Annotated in this window: 19 protein-coding genes; 13 read left to right on the forward strand and 6 right to left on the reverse strand. The window is 48.7% G+C overall.

The window, feature by feature from the left end; genetic code table 11:
- Positions 1-55: 55 nt before the first annotated feature.
- The 3 genes from LHL18_RS12595 to LHL18_RS12605 all read left to right on the forward strand — a co-directional run bounded on the left by LHL18_RS12595 (position 56) and on the right by LHL18_RS12605 (position 5494).
- Positions 56-2731, forward strand: a complete 2676-nt coding sequence (locus LHL18_RS12595) for a TonB-dependent receptor (protein WP_226767338.1) — start codon at positions 56-58, stop codon at positions 2729-2731.
- Between the two features lie 160 nt (positions 2732-2891).
- The gene (locus tag LHL18_RS12600; protein WP_008224194.1) at positions 2892-3650 is read left to right on the forward strand and encodes a PepSY domain-containing protein; all 759 of its coding nucleotides are present in this window, start codon (positions 2892-2894) and stop codon (positions 3648-3650) included.
- Entirely contained in the window at positions 3647-5494 is a 1848-nt protein-coding gene (locus LHL18_RS12605; protein WP_226767339.1) for a 2Fe-2S iron-sulfur cluster-binding protein, read from the forward strand. Before LHL18_RS12600 ends, LHL18_RS12605 begins: the two co-directional genes overlap by 4 nt.
- 54 nt (positions 5495-5548) lie before the next feature.
- Here LHL18_RS12605 and LHL18_RS12610 read toward each other — a convergent pair whose 3' ends face one another.
- On the reverse strand, positions 5549-6943 hold the full coding sequence (locus tag LHL18_RS12610) for a heavy metal sensor histidine kinase (protein WP_226767340.1): 1395 nt from the start codon (positions 6941-6943) through the stop codon (positions 5549-5551).
- A complete protein-coding gene (locus LHL18_RS12615) occupies positions 6936-7622 on the reverse strand; it encodes a heavy metal response regulator transcription factor (RefSeq protein ID WP_026349545.1) in 687 nt (228 codons plus the stop codon). The genes LHL18_RS12610 and LHL18_RS12615 overlap by 8 nt, the downstream gene beginning before the upstream one ends.
- Positions 7623-7788: 166 nt before the next feature.
- Between LHL18_RS12615 and LHL18_RS12620 the strand changes: the two genes are divergently transcribed.
- From LHL18_RS12620 to LHL18_RS12655, 6 genes are read left to right on the forward strand one after another with little or no spacing between them, the layout of a single operon-like run.
- The gene (locus tag LHL18_RS12620) at positions 7789-9600 is read left to right on the forward strand and encodes a copper resistance system multicopper oxidase (RefSeq protein ID WP_319004172.1); all 1812 of its coding nucleotides are present in this window, start codon (positions 7789-7791) and stop codon (positions 9598-9600) included.
- Positions 9597-10772, forward strand: coding sequence for a copper resistance protein B (locus LHL18_RS19795; protein ID WP_319004173.1), 1176 nt, complete (start codon positions 9597-9599; stop codon positions 10770-10772). The genes LHL18_RS12620 and LHL18_RS19795 overlap by 4 nt, the downstream gene beginning before the upstream one ends.
- A gap of 17 nt (positions 10773-10789) precedes the next feature.
- Positions 10790-11188, forward strand: coding sequence for a copper resistance CopC family protein (locus LHL18_RS12640; protein ID WP_226767341.1), 399 nt, complete (start codon positions 10790-10792; stop codon positions 11186-11188).
- 17 nt (positions 11189-11205) lie between these two features.
- On the forward strand, positions 11206-12120 hold the full coding sequence (locus LHL18_RS12645; protein ID WP_226767342.1) for a copper resistance D family protein: 915 nt from the start codon (positions 11206-11208) through the stop codon (positions 12118-12120).
- A gap of 35 nt (positions 12121-12155) precedes the next feature.
- Positions 12156-12644, forward strand: a complete 489-nt coding sequence (locus LHL18_RS12650) for a YybH family protein (protein WP_226767343.1) — start codon at positions 12156-12158, stop codon at positions 12642-12644.
- A gap of 23 nt (positions 12645-12667) precedes the next feature.
- Positions 12668-13228, forward strand: a complete 561-nt coding sequence (locus tag LHL18_RS12655) for a DUF411 domain-containing protein (RefSeq protein ID WP_226767344.1) — start codon at positions 12668-12670, stop codon at positions 13226-13228.
- 130 nt (positions 13229-13358) lie between these two features.
- Here LHL18_RS12655 and LHL18_RS12660 read toward each other — a convergent pair whose 3' ends face one another.
- Positions 13359-13607, reverse strand: coding sequence for a heavy-metal-associated domain-containing protein (locus LHL18_RS12660; protein WP_226767345.1), 249 nt, complete (start codon positions 13605-13607; stop codon positions 13359-13361).
- 324 nt (positions 13608-13931) lie between these two features.
- Between LHL18_RS12660 and LHL18_RS12665 the strand changes: the two genes are divergently transcribed.
- On the forward strand, positions 13932-14438 hold the full coding sequence (locus tag LHL18_RS12665; RefSeq protein WP_226767346.1) for a DUF305 domain-containing protein: 507 nt from the start codon (positions 13932-13934) through the stop codon (positions 14436-14438).
- 41 nt (positions 14439-14479) lie between these two features.
- On the forward strand, positions 14480-15244 hold the full coding sequence (locus LHL18_RS12670; RefSeq protein ID WP_226767347.1) for a MauE/DoxX family redox-associated membrane protein: 765 nt from the start codon (positions 14480-14482) through the stop codon (positions 15242-15244).
- Positions 15245-15366: 122 nt separating this feature from the next.
- Here LHL18_RS12670 and cueR read toward each other — a convergent pair whose 3' ends face one another.
- The 3 genes from cueR to LHL18_RS12685 all read right to left on the reverse strand — a co-directional run bounded on the left by cueR (position 15367) and on the right by LHL18_RS12685 (position 18649).
- Positions 15367-15777 (reverse strand): Cu(I)-responsive transcriptional regulator, encoded by a 411-nt coding sequence (gene cueR, locus LHL18_RS12675; protein ID WP_226767348.1) that lies wholly within the window; start codon positions 15775-15777, stop codon positions 15367-15369.
- A gap of 2 nt (positions 15778-15779) precedes the next feature.
- Positions 15780-18149 carry a heavy metal translocating P-type ATPase gene (locus tag LHL18_RS12680; protein ID WP_226767349.1) on the reverse strand — a complete coding sequence of 790 codons (2370 nt, stop codon included), beginning with the start codon at positions 18147-18149 and terminating at the stop codon, positions 15780-15782.
- A 254-nt stretch (positions 18150-18403) separates the two neighbouring features.
- Positions 18404-18649: a helix-turn-helix domain-containing protein gene (locus LHL18_RS12685; RefSeq protein WP_226767350.1), complete on the reverse strand. Its 246-nt coding sequence runs from the start codon at positions 18647-18649 to the stop codon at positions 18404-18406.
- 97 nt (positions 18650-18746) lie between these two features.
- Between LHL18_RS12685 and LHL18_RS12690 the strand changes: the two genes are divergently transcribed.
- Complete coding sequence (locus LHL18_RS12690) at positions 18747-19697, forward strand: hypothetical protein (RefSeq protein ID WP_226767351.1); 951 nt, start codon at positions 18747-18749, stop codon at positions 19695-19697.
- Between the two features lie 87 nt (positions 19698-19784).
- A complete protein-coding gene (locus LHL18_RS12695) occupies positions 19785-20195 on the forward strand; it encodes a hypothetical protein (RefSeq protein WP_226767352.1) in 411 nt (136 codons plus the stop codon).
- Positions 20196-20290 lie beyond the last annotated feature (95 nt).

Genomic DNA, 20290 nt, shown 5'->3' on the forward strand with positions numbered 1-20290 from the left:
CTTTATAATAAATTCCGGCTTCAGCTGGTACAAATGCTACTCAGGAGAACATTCAATGACAGCAATAAATATGACGCCTAGTCGTGTATATACCGCGATGTTGATGGCCGGTGCGGTGGCGGTTTCCACGCAAGCGAAGGCGCAAGACAGTGAGCCAGTTGAACGTATTCAAATTACCGGCTCAAAAATTAAACGTACCGATATTGAAACAGCTAGTCCAGTATCGGTTATATCCTCAGCTGATATCAGTGCATCAGGTATTACTAATGTAGAAAACCTGCTGCAGGAAATGTCTTTTTCAGCTGGTGTGGCTGGTAACGCTACCAACGCTTACTGGACCAGTGGTGGTTATGGTACCGCGCAGGTCAATTTACGTGGCCTGGGTATAAAGCGTACTCTGGTATTGTTAAATGGCCGTCGCGTCGTCGGCGGAGGTACTGGTGCCAATAGTTCGGTCGATTTGAATATGATCCCGACATCAATGATTGAGCGAATTGAAGTTTTAAAAGACGGCGCATCGGCTGTATATGGTGCCGATGCGGTGGCCGGTGTGGTGAATATAATCACCAAAAAAGAGTTCAGCGGCGCTGAGCTAAACGTGAAGGCTGGTATGTCGGATAAGGGCGATGCTGAAAATCAGGATTTGAGCCTGACACTGGGCGGCGAATTTGACAAGGGTAATGTGGTTGTAAATTTGAGTTACAACAACACGTCTGCGGTGCGTCAATCTGATCGTATTGCATGCTCAAAGTACGGTACAGAAGATGGCACTTTTGAGTGTTTTGGCAGCACCACCAGCGAAGGTGGTCGTGCGTTATTGGCTGACGGAACTCAGGTTCAGTTTAACTTGGATCCAGATACCGCCACGAACGGTAACAACTATGGCCCTTATAACAGTGCAATACACAGTTTTAACTCCATTCCTTATCTCAATGCTGTCAGCCCAATGGAGCGGATAAATATATCCAGCTTTGCTAACTACAACATTAATGACTCGGTGCAGCTGTTTGTAGAAGCAAGTTACGCTAACCGGCAGGGGGAGCAAATCGTTACACCGAGGAATGGTTTCGCTGGTATCAAAGTCGATGCCGATTTTCAATACAACCCTACCGGTCAGGATCTAGAGTTTTTACGTCGGCGTAATACCGAACTGGGCGCGCCTTATTTTTTCCAGGAAACTAATACTGTTCGGGTTGTAACGGGGCTAACCGGTGTATTAAGCAATGGCTGGGAGTGGGACTTATCTTATAACTATGGCCGCAATACTGGTACTGATGGCTGGACCTTTGATATTGACCCAGACCGAGCTGCACAAACTTTAGATGATAGCATTTGCACCTATGACAACAGCAATGGTATTCCTTGTGGTGACTGGTTCGGGAAAAACGAGCTGACGCAAGACGTTATTGATTACGTAAAATACCGCCGTGAAGGAACCGGTGGCAATGAAATGCGTGTCTGGTCTGCAAATATGAATGGTTATTTATATGAGCTACCAGCAGGCGGTCTAGGTTTTGCTATCGGTGCTGAAAGTCGAACAGAAAAAGGATGGCGAGATCCCGATTCCACGGTACTGCGTAACGGATTAGAGGATCCCATCAGCGGAAGTTATGATGTCAATGAAATTTTTGGTGAGTTATCCGTCCCTCTGCTGGCCAATGAGTTTTTGGTTAAACAGTTATCAGTTGAACTAGCTGCACGATACTCCGATTACAACACAGCAGGCGCGGAAACGACTTACAAAATGGGTTTAACATGGAGTGTGAACGACAGCCTGATGCTGCGTGCTGTGCGTTCAACAGCGTTTCGTGCACCAGTGATTACTGAGCTCTTCGGCGGTACCAATGGCGAAAACCTACGCACGATAGACCCTTGTGAAAATGCTACCGGCGCGATAGCTACAAACTGCCAGGCGGCAGGTGTACCCGCAGATTTTGTACAGGACGGCACGACAATTCTGACCAGTGTTGGCGGCAACCCCAAACTGGAACCGGAAACGGCTGACACTACCACAGTAGGTATCGTGTGGCAGCCTGAATTCCTTGAAGGTTTTTCTGCGACGATAGATTACTTCGATATTAGAATTGACGAAGCTATTACATCTGTTAATGGTTCCGATATGCTGCGGTTATGCTATGAAGACCCTATCGGTAACGCGAAGTTCTGCGATACCTTTACCCGGCATCCGGTAACTCACCAGGTTAATGAGTTGAATCAGCGCCCGGTGAATGCTGCGGTAGAAACTGTCAGCGGTGTTGACCTTAACACGGTATACAAATTTAACCTTTTTGGTTTGAGCAGCCGAGCGACTTTAGACATCACCCGTTTGCTAAAACATGAAAGCACTCCATTCCAAGGCCAACCTACTATCGACAAAGTAGGTTTTATTACTGAGGACCAAGGAAGTTACACTGAATGGCGTAGTAATTTTAGCTACAGCGTGATGACAGATGACTGGTCAGCAAGCTATTCCTTGCGTTATATCGGCAGTGCAGATGATGTCAATGGTACTGATTCCGACCCACTTGGTAAATCTGTCGGTTCAGTTACCTATTCCGATATATCAGCTTCATGGTACTACAGTGATGCGTTAACATTTAGCCTGGGTGTCGACAACATTTTCGACAAAAAAGCACCGTATCTGACGTCATGGAACGATGCCAACACTGACGTTATGACATATGATCTTTTAGGACGCCGCGGCTTCATCCGCGCCACCTACCAGTTCTAAGTCATTGTTAACCGGTAGCACCTGAGTGGAATGCTTGTATACCATTCCACTCAGGTGCTTACTTTATTCAATAGTAAAAATCAATGAGTTGAACGGAACGAATGGTTTCATGTGCAGTTACTAAGCTGCTGTGTGAACCAGCCGCACTAGAGGGCTGATAATGAATAAATCAATGCGGCTGCTGAAAATCAGCAGAAAATACCATAAATGGCTGATGGCGTTTATTGGCCTGCAGTTTATGGTTTGGTCGGTAACCGGGGCCTATATGGTGTTTTTGGATATTGATTATATCCATGGCGATACTTTGGTTAATAATGAACAGGATAAAATCGATCCACAGCAGGTCACCTACTCACTGCAAAGTTTGTTACAACACTATCCGCAGGCAAAAGCCATTTCCTTGGGGCGTTATCTGGATAAGGTTGTATATCGTTTTACACTGGAAGAACAAAAGTTAGCCATTGATGCCAGTAGCGGCGCTGTAATGCCGCCGTTAGACCAGGCTCAGGCAGAAAAAGCTGCCCGCTTCTATTATAGCGGTGCAGGCACAGTCGAAAGTGCTGAGTTGATAAGTGAAAACGCCCCGTTTGAGCTCAATCCTGCGGTCATGCCAGCTTGGAGGGTAAATTTCACGGACTTCGGCGCCCCGGCAATTTATGTGTCTGCTGAGACGGGATTATTGGTTGGTAAACGGCATAGTTTCTGGCGCCTGTTTGACTGGATGTTCCGCTTTCATGTGATGGATTATGACGATGGTGCAGATATTGATAACAGCCTGTTGTTCTGGTTCACCATGTTAGGCATTTTAGCCTCGGTACTGGGACTAGTGCTGGCCTATTTCCGCGTGTTTCGCAAAGCAGATGAAGCATTACTTGCTCCTGATAGCAATGACAGTCACGTAGCAGGAGTAGCACGATGAATTTGGTCAGAAAAATCCATAAATGGGCCTCCGTTATCGTCGGTGTTCAGTTTCTTATCTGGCTGGGTAGTGGCATGTACTTCAACTTTATGGATCATACCAAAGCGGCAGGACACACTTACAAAGTGCATCAGCATCCGTCGCTGGCCTGGAATACGCTGGCGTTGCAGGAGCCAGCCGACGTGCTACGGCAATATGCACCCAGCACCACGCTGTCGTTAATTGAGTTAGCGCAAAAACCCTATTATTTGCTTAACCATCAGCGCGGTTTGTACGCTAACTTTGTCAACAAACACAGTTTGGTCGATGCGCGGACAGGTTTGCCAGTGACGCTCGATGTTGATTTTGCCAGACAGTTGGCCAGTGCATCATATAACGGGCCGGGAGAAATTGTGTCTGCAACATTGCTGCAGCCACCGATTGCCGATTTGCTCAAACAAAAGAATCCAGTGTGGCAGGTTAACTTTGCCGATGAAATTAACACCAGCGTTTATGTTGAAGCCGACTCAGGCCGTATTGCCGGTCACAGTGATGATGATAAACGCCTGGCCGACTTTTTCCTGAAACTGCATTTTATGGATTATGCCAATGAAGGCAGTTTTAACAGCGCGCTAATGATGGTGTTTGCCTTTATTGCCCTATGGCTTAGCGGTACAGGTCTAGTCTGGACCATAGATCTGGCTCTACGCGGCCAGTATAAAATTAAGCTGTTTGCTCGCAAAACCACCGTTAAGTTATTTGACCGTAACCAAAAAAGTCTGGGACAGGTGGCTTTTTCCAATCATAAAAATTTATTAGATGGTTTGGTTGAGCACAATATTATCTTGCCTTCAACATGTGGCGGTGGCGGTACCTGTGGTCGATGCCGCATTATGATAAATCAAAATGTTAAATCTACCGCCGCGGATCTTCAGCATTTTAGTGGCTTCGAACTAGAACAGGGTTACCGGTTGGCTTGTCAGCACTTCAGTGATGATGTTGAACATATGACATTAATGGACATAACTGATGCGAAGAAGTACCAGTTGGAATTAGTTAGCAGTAAATTTTTAAGCCCTTTTATTAAAGAGTTGCGCTTTACTACTCAATCGAAGATTCCTATGCGATATAAAGCTGGTGCATTTATGCGCTTCTTTATCCCTAAGGCAAGTGGCTGTTCGGTACCCTTGGATGTGCCTGAGTTGCTACAACAGGACTGGCAGCATATTGACCGATTAAACTATCAACACGGTGCCTGTAGCAGGAGCTATTCCTTGGCTGGCATAGATGATACGACAAACGAGTTAGTGTTTGTCATTAAACTACAAAGTGCTAAGAACCCGTCCGTACTACCCGGTATCGGTTCGAACTATCTGGGTAACTTACGCATTGGCGACCGGGTTGAGGCCTTGGGGCCTTTTGAAGAGTTTTACGCTAGCCCCGGTAGCGATAAGACAATGGTACTGGTTGGCGCAGGTTCAGGCATGGCGCCACTTAAAGCGCTGATCGAAGAACAGTTAGCACTGCATCGGAATAATAAAGGTGATAAGCCACCACGCCCGCTGCATTTCTTTTACGGCGCTCGCAACGAAAATGATGTGATTTACGTTGATTACTTTTATGAGTTGGCGAAGCAGTATCCGCATTTTCATTACTACCCGGTGTTGTCACGACCGGACAAAGGCTGGCTGGGTGCGACTGGCTATGCTCAGCACGTGCTGGCGTTAAACTGGCAGAATGTGGTTGAGCAAGGTGAACCTGAGTTTTATTTGTGTGGGCCTAAAGGCTTAATGGATGACACTATTCGGTTGCTGCGCGACAAAGGTGTGCCAGAAAGTAATATTGCCTTTGATGAATTTAGCTAGCTAAAACGGAACTGCGTGGGACGATTCCGCGCAGTTTTTACTTTGAAGCTGTGATCAGGCTGTTTTAAGACTGATCACAAAACGCGTGCTCTCCAGATCTGATTCGACATTAATTTGTCCTTCGTGTGCTTCCACAATGGCTTTGGTAATAGCCAACCCTAAACCGGCACCTTCACTATGCCGTTGCCTTGATTGATCTGCACGATAAAAGCGCTCAAATAAATACGGTAAATGTTCCGGAGGAATAGGCGGTCCAGGATTTTCGACGCTGATAGTGATCGAGTCTGGTGATGCCAGTGCTGTTGTTACTGTAATGTTTTGGCTCTGAGCAGTGTATCTCAATGCGTTTGACAGCAGATTGGTTAAAGCATGTCGCAGTAAGGTGCGATCAGCCTGCACCAAAATTACCGGACCGGAAAAATGCAAACTAACACCAGACTCTTCAGCAAGGGCTTCAAAAAAGTCAAAAATCGCCTGAATTTCGTCCGCCAGATTTAACGTTTGCTTTTGCAGTGTGAGTAAACCGTTCTGGCTTTTCGCTAACCACAACATATCGCTTATCATTTTATTCAGCCGCTCCAGCTCCTCCAGATTGGAGAACAGCAGATTCTGGTACTCGTCGGCGCTGCGCGCGCGCGATAAACTAACCTGGGTTTGCGTGATCATATTGGTCAGCGGTGTTCGTAGCTCATGCGCAATATCGGCACTAAAGTGCGACAGCTTGGTAAACCCTTGCTCCAGCCGGTCTAACATCAGATTAAAAGACTGCACCATATGCCGCAGCTCGGCCGGGACCTCGCCCGGTGATAAGCGAATATCCAGTTTATTGGTTTGAATATCACGCATTTGCGCGCTTAAACCCCGAAGTGGGTTTAGCCCCTGGTGCACTGCAAGCCAGGCCGCCAGTAGAGTAAGCAGGGCGGAGCCAAGTAAAATCAGCCCCAGGCTACGCTGTAACTGCTGCAAGAAATGTTCATGAAAACTGATGTCGATAGCGGCAATCACCTGATACTGCTGATCTGCCGTGGTGAAAAGGCTGAACACGCCGCGATAGGCTTTGCCGTCCAGCTGCCAATTGTGGATGGCTTTGGCATTATAGTCGGCACTGGCCGGGGTATTGGCCGCTAGCAAGCTTAAATCAATGTCGGCGTTACGGTAGACTAAGCGGTTCTGGCTATCCATCACCTGATAGTAAACACCGTGATGGCCCGATACCGCTTTGGAGAGCGTCTGCGCCGGCTGTTGCTGGCCGTTCTGCCCGGCAGTCATCGTGTGCTCAACCGCATGCAGGATCACAGCTAATTCGTCGACATCCTGCTCGATAAAGTGATGTTCGACTGAGCTCAGTAGCAATTGCTGCACGAAAAACAGGCAGATCGAAATAGTCAGCGCGACGAAAAGGACCACGCGAACGGTGATCGACAGGGGGCGTGTGCCAGCGTTATGCATCAGATTGCTCATCGTCCAGTTTATAGCCCATACCGCGCACGGTATGGATCAGTTTTGCCGCAAAGCCGTCATCAATTTTGCCGCGCAAGCGGCGAATAGCAACGTCAATCACATTGGTGTCGCTGTCAAAATTCATATCCCATACCTGCGAGGCGATTAACGAGCGCGGCAGAACTTCACCACGGCGGCGCATCAGCAGTTCAAGCAAGCTAAATTCCTGATTACTCAGCGCTATTTTGGCACCGCTACGACTAGCTTTACGCTTAGCAATATCCAGTTGTAAATCGGCAACCTGTAATAATTCTGACTGCGGTGCGGCCTGACCACGCCGTAGCAGGGTTCTGACCCGTGCCAGCACCTCTGAGAAAGCAAAGGGTTTGATCAGGTAGTCGTCGGCGCCAAGCTCCAGGCCTTTCACCCTGTCGTCGACGCTGTCGCGGGCCGACAGAAATAGTACCGGCGTATGGTTATGATTTTCTCTTAGCGCCTGAACAATACGTAAGCCGCTGACGTCCGGCAGCATCACATCCAGCATGATTAAATCGAAATCTTCTGTCATCGCCAGATGATGACCGTCCAGGCCATTTCTGACCAGTGACACCTGAAAACCGGCTTCGCTCAGGCCTTGCTTTAAATAGTCACCGGTTTTTTGTTCATCTTCTACAATCAGCAAACGCACCTTGTTCTCCCCAAACATGGATCTGGCATAGCTCTGGCAGTATTACGCCATAAACCGCCGCACAGCAACATGACGCTAAGATTACAACTTTGTCATGTTCAGGTCATGCTGCTGACAGTTTCGCACACTACACTGCTTAGCATACAAAATGTATTGGAGGTTCCAGATGACAAAAGCCAAAACCATGATGCCGCTATCTGTGTCACGGCGCCGGTTTGTGCAGGGGCTGGCGGTGGGAGGCGTGTTGGCAGGCTTTCCGCATATTGTCCGGGCGGGGAGCACTTTTAAAGACAATGCTTTTACCGGCTATGCCACTGAGCTAAGCGGCAAGGTGATTGATTTAACCATCGGCGAAGCACTGGTGAATTTTACCGGCATGGTTAGCAAAGCCACCACCATCAACGGCTCGATACCGGCACCAACATTACGGTTGCGAGAAGGCGATGACGTGACCATACGGGTAACCAATACCTTATCTGTGCCAAGCTCAATTCACTGGCACGGTATCATTCTGCCGTACCAGATGGACGGCGTACCCGGCATGAGCTTCAGAGGCATTATGCCCGGTGAAACCTTTGTCTATCGTTTTACGCTAAAGCAAAGCGGTACTTACTGGTATCACTCGCACAGTGGCTTTCAGGAAATGACCGGCATGTATGGCGCGCTGATCATTGAGCCAAAAGAGCAGGATATTATCCAAGCTGACCGCGAATATGTGGTGCAACTATCTGACTGGACCGATGAAGACCCGCACACAGTGTTTCGCAAATTAAAAGTACAAAGTGATTTGTACAATTTTAATCAGCCAACAGTGCAGGACATGCTGCGCGATATCACTGACAGAGGGCTGGACGCGGCGCTGGCGAAACGGCAGATGTGGCAGCAAATGCGGATGAACCCCACCGATCTGGCGGATATCTCCGCGGCCACTTTTACGTATTTAATGAATGGCAGTTCGCCGCTGGCAAACTGGCGCGGCCTATTTAAGCGCGGTGAGCGTGTGCGGCTGCGTTTTATCAATGGCTCCAGCAACAGCTTTTTTGATGTGCGTATTCCCGAGCTGAAAATGACTGTGGTGCAGGCTGACGGCCAGAATGTACACCCGGTAACGGTAGATGAGTTCCGCTTTGGCCCGGGCGAAACCTATGATGTTGTCGTCTCGCCGCAAAATGATGCCTACACCATTTTTGCCCAGAGCATGGACCGCAGTGGCTATGCCCGCGGTACCCTGGCCGTGGCCGAGAGCTTAAATGCACCGGTGCCTGCGCTGGATCCGGTGGAATGGCTGACGATGGCTGACATGATGGGCAATATGAACCATGGCGCAAGCGACAGCCACAGCCACGGCCACAGCGCGATGGCGCACGGCAATGGCGCGGAAGATCATAGCCAGCATGGTGCTATGGCTATCGATCACAGTCAGCATGGCCCGGCGGTGCCTTATGCCAAAGCCAGTTCAACTGTGCGTCATGCCAGCACCGAGTATGGCCCGTCGGTGGATATGCGGGTGGATATGCCAAGAACCAACCTGGACGATCCGGGCATTGGTTTGCGCAATACCGGGCGGCGCGCGCTGACCCTGGCCGATTTACATTCGCTGGACGGTATTATTGAGCCGGGCGGCCCGGAGGCGGAAATTGAGCTGCATCTGACCGGCAATATGGAGCGCTACACCTGGTCATTCGATGGCTTAGAGTTTAGTAAAAGCACACCGGTGCATATGAAGCACAATCAGCGTATCCGGGTGATCTTGCAAAACGACACCATGATGACCCACCCGATGCATTTACACGGTATGTGGAGTGATCTGGAAAGTGACAACGGTGCCGTACAGGTACGCCGCCATACCATTCCGGTGCAACCGGCGCAGCGCATCAGCTTTTTAACCACGCCGCATGATGTCGGACGCTGGGCCTGGCATTGTCATTTATTGTTCCATATGGATGCGGGTATGTTCAGAGAAGTGGTGGTGTCATGAAAACAGCCAATTTAACGCTAACAAGATCGCTGCTGGCGCTGGCCTGTACTGTGGCACTCAGTTCTGGCGTGGCAGCGCAGACTGCCAGCGAAAAACCACCGGTTCAGAAACACGGTGACATGGACCATAGCCAGATGGATCACAGCGATATGAACCATAGCAAAATGCACCACGCTGAGCAGGCGGTTGACCATAGCATGATGAACCATAGTGACATGGACCACCGTCAGATGGATCACAGCGGCATGGATCACAGTAAAATGGGCCACACAGAGCCGACGGTTGACCATAGCCAGATGGACCATAGCAAGATGAACCATAGCGAAATGGATCATAGTCAGATGGATCATAGTGAGATGAACCACGCTGAGCAGACCGTGGATCACAGCAGTATGGATCACAGCGCGATGAACCATGCCGATATGCAGATGCAAGGTGGTAAGGCGCCGGCTAATGCCCGCGATCCTCATGCTTACTCCAACGGCTACACCTTGACTGACGGGCCCTATGGCATGGCCGATTCACGCCATTTAAAGCACGGCGTTGAACATCCACAGTGGTCGGTGCTGGGCGACCGGCTGGAATATGTCACTGACAGTGAAGCTGGCGAACTGGAGCTGCAAGCCTGGTATGGCACAACCTATGAGCGGCTGGTGCTGAAAACCGAAGCTGAAGTCAGTGACGGTAAGCTGGAGCAAAGCAGTACCGAGTTGCTTTGGAGCCATGCGATGGTGGCCTATTGGGACCGTCAGCTCGGGCTGCGGGTTGACCAGGTTGCCGATGGTACAAACCGGCAGTGGCTGGCATTGGGTGTACAGGGCCTGGCGCCGTATTGGTTTGAAGTGGACGTAACGGCTTATCTGGGCAGTGGTGGTCGCACCGCGCTAAGTGCGGAAGCCGAATACGAGCTGTTGTTAACGCAGCGCCTGATTTTACAGGCGCGGGCTGAACTGACGGCCTATGGCAAAGACGATGAGGTCAATCAGCTGGGTAAAGGCCTTTCATCACTGGGCGCCGGGCTTCGGCTGCGCTATGAATTTACCCGCCAGTTCGCCCCCTATGTCGGGGTAGCATGGCAGAACAAATATGGTAACACGGCAGATTTTGCCCGCCTGCATGATGCATCGACAGCAGAAACATCCTGGGTTGCTGGCATAAGATTTTGGTTTTAAACATGAAGGACATGATTATGAAAAAAGTAATATCGTTGCTGGCTGTAATGGGGATAGCCGCAGCAGCCCCGGTGCTGGCACATGTTAAGCAAAGTAGCTCGGTACCGGCAGATAATGCCATGCTGATGCAGACACCGGCCACACTCAGCATCAGTTTTAGCGGACCGGTTAAGTTGACCAAAGTCGAGCTATTGCAAAATGCTGCTACCACAATCGTATTCGGCTTCACTCCGAGCCTTGAAGCTGCAACCCAATATAGCTGGCCGCTACCGCCGCTTGCAGCGGGCAATTATCAGGTGAACTGGGTCGGGTTGGGTAACGATGGCCATAAAATGAAAGGCGATTTCAGTTTTATGCTGCACGCCGGTGCTGACGCCGGGGTGAAAGCTGATAGCGCGCACTCGCATCAGCACTAGATGGGTTGAGATTGGCGATGTTTAGCGATCCCTGGGTGTTGGCCTTATTTGCTTACAAGCTGGCTAGTTATCTGGCAGTTAGTGGCAGTATTGGTGCGGCGTTTTTGCTGCTGTTACCCGCGCTGGCTCAGCGGCAATCAAAGCCTCAAATACAACAACAGCCTGACAACCTCGCTTTTCGGCAGTGGTTAAAGCGTCTTGTACTGGGCTGGTCGGTCGTGGGTATGCTATTGGCGCTGCTGTATCTGCCGCTGCAGGCTGGCGCGCTAGCCGAGGCCGGTATAGCGGGCATGGCCGACAGGCTGATGCTGCAGATGGTTTGGCAATCGGCAATGCGAACCCAGCTGCTGTTACTGCTATGTGGTTTTGCCACGCTGTGGCTGTGGGCTTGGCGTGTTAAACATAGCAACAAAGTGGTTAGTATTACGCTAGTGAGTATCGCTGCGTTATTGCTGGCCGCCAGCTTCAGTCAAACCGGCCACGTTGCCAGTTTGACTGGCCTGTGGCAGCTGCTGCTAACGCTACATGTGCTTGCGATTGCGGCCTGGGTTGGGTCCTTGCTGCCGCTGTGGCAAAGCTGTTACCGCTTAGCCCCGGACAGGTTACTGGCACTGATGCAGCAGTTTGGCCGCGTAGCGGTAATGGTGGTGTTAGTGCTTATCAGCTGTGGCGTGTTGATACTACTGCAGCTACTCGATTCGCCTGCAGCACTGTTTGTAACCGACTATGGTCGTTTAATGCTGTTAAAGCTGATGTTGGTCGCGGCTATGTTACTACTGGCAGCCTGGCATAAATTTAACCTGGTGAAAGCGTTGGCGCAGCATCAGAACAGCCGGTTGCTGGCAAGATCTATTTTTATCGAAATGCTGTTGGCGTTATTGGTACTGGTAACCTGCAGCAGCTTTACCACTGTAGTTGGCTTAGCAAGATAAGTCAGCTTTATCCAAATAATGACAACAGGATACCTATGATATTAAGCAAAAAAATCCAAACCTTAGCTGTTATCACCTTAGGCATGGCGTTGTTGTCATCCGCTGGTGCGCTGGCACATGGCAATGAAAAGCCTAACACCCCTGCCTTGTTTGTCGGCGAAAATACAGCGCCAGCGCAAGCGGTAAAAGCATTTCATCAGGCGTTACGATCTGGCGATGCCGCTGCTGCTCGCGCCATGCTGGCCGATGACGTGCTGATTGTCGAAGGCAACGGTGTTGAGCGCTCGGCTGATGAGTATGCCAGCCATCATATGCTGGCCGATATGAAGTTTATGGCGGCAGTGCAATCTGAAACGTTAGAGCATAAGACCAAGGTGCTGGGCAATGTGGCTTATTCGGTAAGCCGCACTCAGCTGACAGGCGACTATAAAGACAAGCCGGTTGACGTGGTCAGTAAAGAAACGCTGGTGCTGGTAGATAAGGGCGACGGTTGGAAAATCGTGCATGTACACTGGTCACACTAAAGCGCCACTAGCAGGAGACGAAAATGAAGTTAACTCTGGCAGCGATAGTGCTGGTAGCCGTCGCGCTACTGACAGGCTGTAAAGACACGGATCCGGTGATGCCGGATACGAGTGCATCATCCAGCAGCGAACATTCCAGTGGTACTGAGCATAGCAATACTATGCCCGGCAGCGCTGATAAAACGGCTGAATTAACACTTACCGTATATAAAACGCCGAGCTGCGGTTGCTGTAAAAAATGGGTGTCGCACCTTGAGCAGCAGGGTGTGGTTGCACAGACAAAAAACTATGATGATTTAAGCGGCATAAAAACCCGTTATGGCATTACGCCACAGTATTATTCCTGTCACACCGCAGTATCTGAGCAAGGCTATGTCTTTGAAGGTCATATACCGGCGAAATACATCCGGCAATTCCTCGCTGAGTCCCATCTGGACGCGATTGGCCTTAGCGTGCCGGCTATGCCGCTGGGCTCACCGGGTATGGAAGTGGAAGACCGCTTTATGCCGTACGACATTTTGCTGCTGCATAAAGATGGCAGCGCCAGAGTTTACGCTCACATCAGCAATGCGGCCATGCAGTAAGTAGGGTAGTTGCAATACTTGCCGCTACGTGGTGCTGCAATGGTAATTAAATCAACGTGTTAGATAAATAAGAGCGGTGAGCAGTGCGGTCAGGCGTGCAACCTGCCGCACTGCGTATCACAGCGAAACGTTAGTCTGCCACTTTTGCTGACTTGCAGCTCATCTGCACATTACAGCAAGACGCAACCGGTGTAGCCGGGTAGCCTATTTCATCCAGTGCCGCCAGAATGTCTTCCTGCGACTGTGAGCTGTTCACTGTCACGCTGTGACTGGCGATGTCGGCTTCGACAACCGCATTTTTGTCCAGCGCGCTAATGGCACGGTTAATTAAACTAACGCAGTGGTTACAGGTCATTTCGTCAATTTTTAACTTCAACATTGCAAAGCTCCTTAAGTAATTGGGCCAAAGCAGTCTGCGGCTTACCATAGTGGTAAGGTCAACACTTTTACACTGTTGATTTTTTTGGTGTTAGTCGCAGTTCATAATACTTGGCTACAAGCTACTTCTTTCTATATCGATGTACTGACGTTGTCAGTTGCCTGCATTATTGCTTCACCTGCTTTGCTAGCGCAAACAAAGGTACTGATGCTTCAATTTAATAATTTGGTATCAATATTGCGTGTTAACTGCCACATTCATTCGAATTGCTGAACAGCATGGCTTTTATTTGAATTTACCACTTTAAATTGTAAGGATTACACGATGCAATATGTAAAATTTACGGTGATGATCATCACGTCCACTCTTCTTATGTTTCTCATGATGTACCTCAATACATATGCGATGCAGCATCTGTGGTTTAGTGAGACACGTGGCTATATGGCGCTGTACATGGGAGCCGGCATGGCAATCGCTATGCTAATCTTTATGTGGAGTATGTATAAAAGAAAGTTACTTAATATTTTAATACTAGCCATTTCGACCTTGGTCTTTTGCGTCTCTTTGTATCTTGTAAGGTCTCAGACCACTATCGCAGATGATTCATGGATGAAGGCAATGATTCCACACCATTCAATTGCAATATTAACGAGTAGCCGCGCCGGTATTAAAGATGTACGTGTTAGATCTCTGGCAGCTGAGATAATTAAAGCTCAAGAACGTGAAATTAAGGAAATGACATGGTTGATTAATGATATTAAAAAAAATGGCATAGCTGAATCAGAGCAAGAAGCCGCATTAAGACCTGTTCCGGCTTTTAATCCGGAATAGTTCATCATTGTGTTTTGTTAACTTAGCGAACAATAATTCATGTGAGTAAAGAAATGCGAAAATCAGCAACCTTATATCGTATGCATACAAGTGAGCATATTTGTCCATACGGACTTCGTTCAAAAAACTTATTGGAAAAGCAAGGTTTTGTAGTGGAAGATCACAAGTTGACTTCTCGTGAAGAAACTGACGAGTTTAAGAAAAAGTATAATGTAGAGACAACCCCACAAACCTTTATTGAAGGGCAACGAATAGGTGGTTACGATGATTTAAGAAAGCACTTTAACATGAAGCCAGCGGGCCAAACGGGTACAACTTATACGCCTGTTTTAGCTATTTTTGCAGTGGCATTTTTAATGGCATTAGCTGTTAGTTTTGCCTACACGGAAAGTCCAAGTTTAATTAAGATGAGTGAACTTTTTGTTGCATTTAGCATGACAATTTTGGCCATTCAGAAGCTCAGAGATTTGTATAGTTTTTCAAACTCTTTTATTACTTATGACTTGCTGGCAATGCGCTATCTGACCTATGCATATATCTATCCCTTTGCTGAAGCCTTCGCGGGGCTGGGGATGCTGGGAGCGCTACCATGGTATACAGTCGGTCCTGTTTCACTGTTCATTGGGAGTGTAGGAGCAGTATCTGTATTTAAAGCAGTATATCTTGATAAGAGGGAATTAAAGTGCGCTTGTGTCGGCGGAGATAGCAATGTACCACTCGGATTTGTATCACTAACTGAAAATCTATTTATGATTGCAGCAGGTATTTGGATGTTGACAAAGCCACTTTGGCTAACTGTGCAATGAGGTCCTGGCAGACGAGTTTAATGAATTACATAGATCAACAGTACAAAATTGCTGCATAGTGCGATATTGCGACATTTAAATCCTTTGCTTTTCCAACTTGCTGCTTACCTCGCTTAGACGACTCAACTCGTATTACCTGCGGCTAACCCAGCTAAAATCGCGCACTGAGAATTATGATCATCGCTACAACAATCAGATAACTGCTGCAACACTTGCTGCATTTGCTGCAGCTGGCTTATTTTCTGGTTAATATCGGCCAGATGCTGCTCCGCCAGGCGCTTTACGGCCCGGCTTTCACGGGCCGGGTCACGCCACAGCTGCAGCAACGACAATATCTCGTTTAACGAAAACCCCAGCTTTCTGGCCCGGGCGATGAAGCCCAGCTGCTGGAGTTGCTGGTTATTGTACAGCCGGTAGCCAGCGTCGGTGCGTGGCGATTTAGCCAGCAAGCCACTTTGCTCGTAATGACGGATCATCTTCGCCGACAGCCCACTGGCTTTAGCCGCTTCGCCGATAGTTAACAGGGTGCGCATGGCTACTCCTTAATTTTCCAGCGTTGTAATAACAAGGCATTGCTGACTACCAGCAAGCTGCTGCTCGCCATGGCCGCGCCGGCTATTACCGGGTTTAAATAGCCCAGCGCCGCCAGCGGTATACCGATGATGTTAAAAATAAACGCCCAGAACAGGTTTTGCTGAATTTTACGGTAGGTTTTACCGGCCAGTGTCAGGGCTGCGGCAACCAGTACCGGCTCACCGCGCATTAGGGTAATAGCTGCCGCGCTGACGGCGACCTCGGTGCCCGTTGCCATGGCAATGCCTAAATCAGCCTGCGCCAATGCCGGCGCGTCGTTAATGCCGTCGCCCACCATCGCCACCTGGTAACCTTCACGCTGGCACTGCTGAATAAAACTGGCTTTATCGGCAGGTAATACTTCTGCCTGATAGCTGTCCAGCTTCAACTCAGCGGCAACAACTTCGGCACTGGCTTTGCTGTCGCCGGTTAACATGGCAACCTTAACACCCTGCTGCTGTAACTGCGCTACCGCCGCTTTAGCATGCGGTTTTAGCATATCACTGAAACAAAATAGTCCCAGTAGTTCAATGTTTTGCTGCTGTTTTCTGGCCAGCCAGGAGATAGATGCACCTTTGGCTGTAATGCGGTCCAGCGGCAATTCCAGCCCTAGTTCACGCATCCAGTGGCTACTGCCAAGCATCAATTCAGCGCCTTCATGCTGTGCTTTTACGCCCTTGCCGGCTACGACGGCAAAATCAGTGATGGCAAGTGGGGCAATGTTTTCCTGCTCTGCTCTGGCCAGTATCGCTTTAGCCAGCGGGTGTTCACTGTGTTGTTGCAATGAGACCGCCAGTTGCAAAAGGTCGGTGTCTGTACCACTCAGGGCCGTTAACTGGTTTAGCTGCGGCTTGCCCTCGGTAAGGGTGCCGGTTTTATCAAATACGACATAATCTATCCGGGTTGCCCGTTCCAGGGCTACGGCATCTTTGACCAGAATGCCATGACGTGCGGCTGTACCGGTGCCAGCCATAATGGCCGCCGGAGTCGCGAGACCCAATGCACAGGGACAGGCAATAACCAGCACCGCTACTGCGTTTAATATGCCCAGCGTCCAGTCGCCGCTGTTAAAGCCCCAACCGAGTAACGTAATCAGTGCGATCACCAGTACTACCGGTACAAATATGCTGCTGATCTTGTCGACTAATGCCTGTACCGGGGCTTTGGCGCCCTGAGCCTGTTCTACCAGACGGATAATTTTTGCCAGCGTTGATTCGGCGCCTACGCTGGTAGCACGTAGCTCCAGTACGCCGTCCAGATTCAGTGCGCCGCCAACGACCTTATCACTACTGCTTTTATGCAAGGGTAAACTTTCGCCACTGATCAGCGCTTCATCAACATGGCTGTCACCACTGAGTACTTCGCCGTCTACTGCAATGCGTTCGCCCGGTTTAACCTGCACTGTTTCACCGCTTTGCACCGTTGCCGCAGCAACGAGCTGCCAGCTGCCATCCCGCTTAACTCTGGCCTCGCTCGGTTTAAGGTTCTCCAGCGCTCGCAGTGCATCGGTAGTGCGCCGCTTAGCGCGGTGCTCAAGAAATTTGCCCAGCAGCACCAGAGTTAACACGGCAGCGCTGCTTTCAAAATACAGGTGCGGCATACCGTGGTGGCCATCGAAGCTATACCACAAATACAGTGACAAGCCATAAGCCGCGCTGGTACCAATAGCCACCAGCAAATCCATATTGCCGCTGCCGGCTTTTACCGCGCCCCAGCCGGCTTTATAAAACCGCGCGCCGAAATAGAACTGCACCGGCGTAGCCAGCAGCCACTGCCACAAAGCAGGTAGCATCCAATCTTCGCCAAATAGCATCCCCAGCATAGGTAACACCAGTGGCAATGTCAGTACGGCAGCACCCACCACCGGCCACCAGGCCTGACGGTAGAATGGCGTCGTGTCGCTGTCTGCGGCCGCGGTAGATAAAGGCTTTTCAGCCAGGGTATAACCCGAGCCGGCCAGTGCTTGTTGCAGCGTTGCCGCGTCAACCGACTCAAGCAGTGTCAGGTTAACCTGCTCTGTAGCAAGATTTACCTGAGCACTGAGTACACCGGGCACCTTCAGCAGGGCTTTTTCTACCCGGCCAGCACAGGACGAGCAGGTCATGCCGCTGACGTGATACTGCTGCTGGCGCTGTTTTATCTGATAGCCAGCATTATTGACGGCGGCGATTAGCGCAGCCGTATCGGCATTGCCGGTAATACTGGCGGTTTCATTCGCCAGATTAACGCTGGCAGTGATTACGCCTGTAACCTGCTGCAGCGCTTTTTCTATACGGCCTACACATGACGCACAGCTCATGCCTTCAATATGTAGTTGTGTGTTTTCGACCATAGTTTAACCCTCGTTCACCAATAGCAAGTTGATTCAAGGCTAAAGCTTGCCATTAGGGTAAAGTCAATAATAAATTACTGTCTGTTTTTTAGACATAGATACTAAGTTTGGGCTGCTGATATTAATGTCAGTTCTGCTAACACGAAGGTAGTTTTGAGTTTAATGCCTTTCTCTGGTTAACCAGACAGCATTATGCGCGGGATTTGTTACTTAACAATAAATAATATTTATACAAATTTATGAAGAGTTTTGTGTTACTTATCTTTGTCACCAGAATCAGCCACATCATTGTCAGGAAGTAAATCTCTGGCGTTACATTTAAGTGCATTGGAGACTTTAAGCAGCGCTTCAATACTCACATTGACCTGGCCACGTTCTATCCGGCTTACATAACTTAGATCGATACCGGCGGCATGACACAGCTCAAGCTGTGTTAGTTTCTGCTGTATGCGTCTGTTTTTTACATTTAGCCCTAGGGCGCTTAAAAACTGCTTACTCATCAAAAGCCTCGTAAATTTAGGCGACTATGATGATTTGCCCTCTAGCGGTCTATAGTTTATATTCCTAGGCATATATTCCTACATGATGAGTGAGTGCATGGAGCGGTATAAGTTGATCTTTGATGGGCAAGTTAAAGAAGGGAAGGACAAGCAGCTTATTGGCACGTTTCTCTGCAAATTCTTAAAGATATCAGAAAGTAACAGAGATAAGTTGTTCTCAGGGCGCACGTATTCACTACGAAATAATCTAAACCAGCAACAAGCGAACGAGCTTCATGCAAAGCTGGAGCAGGCCGGAATATTAACAAAAGTCATTCGAGAAAAATCACTGCAAGAAGACGTAACGTATCAAGAGACCGTCGTTAATTCAGCATCTCACGTTAAGAGCGAGGCCGATGACTACCGGGTAACTGTCAGCAACAAAGTACTGTGTAAACACTGTGGCTCTTTGCTGCAAGATGGCGCTGTAAGCACTCAGTTTACTGACACTCACCCAGAGCCAGTGACGGCTTTACCAAAAATGCCTGAGCTCCAAAACAACGCAGCAGTTTCACCAGTGGAACTGGAAACTTTGGATCTGATCCCTTGGTGGAAGGAGCGATTTAAGCTCTTACAAGACAGCGGTGCAGCTGAGATGGGGTTCAAAGACTACTTTGTGCATGGCATCACCAAGCTACCCAAATCGGATTCAAAAAAACTCACGTTTCAGTGGTTCTCGATGTTAATCGGTTTAGTAATTGGCCCTTTGTTGTATCTGTTCAAAGGCATGTTTAGGAAAGGGTTGTTCTTAACTCTATTGAGTACGGTTGTTTCAACTATTGTTGCCATTTGTATGACGCTAATGGGGTATGAATTTAAACCCTTTATTAGCAGCTTGATTGCTATGGTGATCGTGGCACAGCTCTACATCTACGACTATTTCCGATACAAGATCATAAACGAAACCTTTTGGCCTGGGCTACCGAAATGGATGGGGAGTCCCGTAACAATCACGCTGGCATGGCTGGCATTCATCGGGTTCATTTATTGGATATCAGAGCTGATCTAAGAATATTTATCAGCAGAGCGGGCTGAAATCTAAATCGTGAATGCTAACTAGCTATCAAAATTAATTTTTTATTAACTGGAGTAATGTATGGGAAAGCTAGCTTGTTTGTTGTTGTCAGTATCGCTTTTAACTGGATGTTTTGGTTCAGTGCCAAAATGCTCAAGCGGTGCATCAAAAGAAATATTATTAAATTTGCTGATTAGGGACATGCTTAATGCTAGCCATGAAGTACTAAGTGATAGAGATTTAAATAAGTACATACAAGTCATTAATGTTAGAACTACTGACTATGATAAGCAGCTCAAGCGATATACATGTGAAGCCATTGTTAGGTTCGGAGATCAATTAGACTACCCAATTTACTATGAATCGGTCATTGATGAAGAAAGCGGCGAACACATGGTGTACACAGACCGCCTCAATATAAAACAGGCATTCGGTTTAACTCATGTTGTGAATGGCATCATTCTGAAAGTAAATCAGGGAAAGAATAAATAAAAGATGATACGTTTCGTATCAGCATAGTAACGTATCAACTTGAATTCAGACTACATCGACCGAGAAATCTGATACTCTACAAAGCAGAACTTTAA

It is taken from the genome of Rheinheimera aquimaris (genome assembly GCF_020531985.1).
In the GTDB taxonomy this organism is placed as follows: Bacteria; Pseudomonadota; Gammaproteobacteria; order Enterobacterales; family Alteromonadaceae; genus Alishewanella; species Alishewanella aquimaris.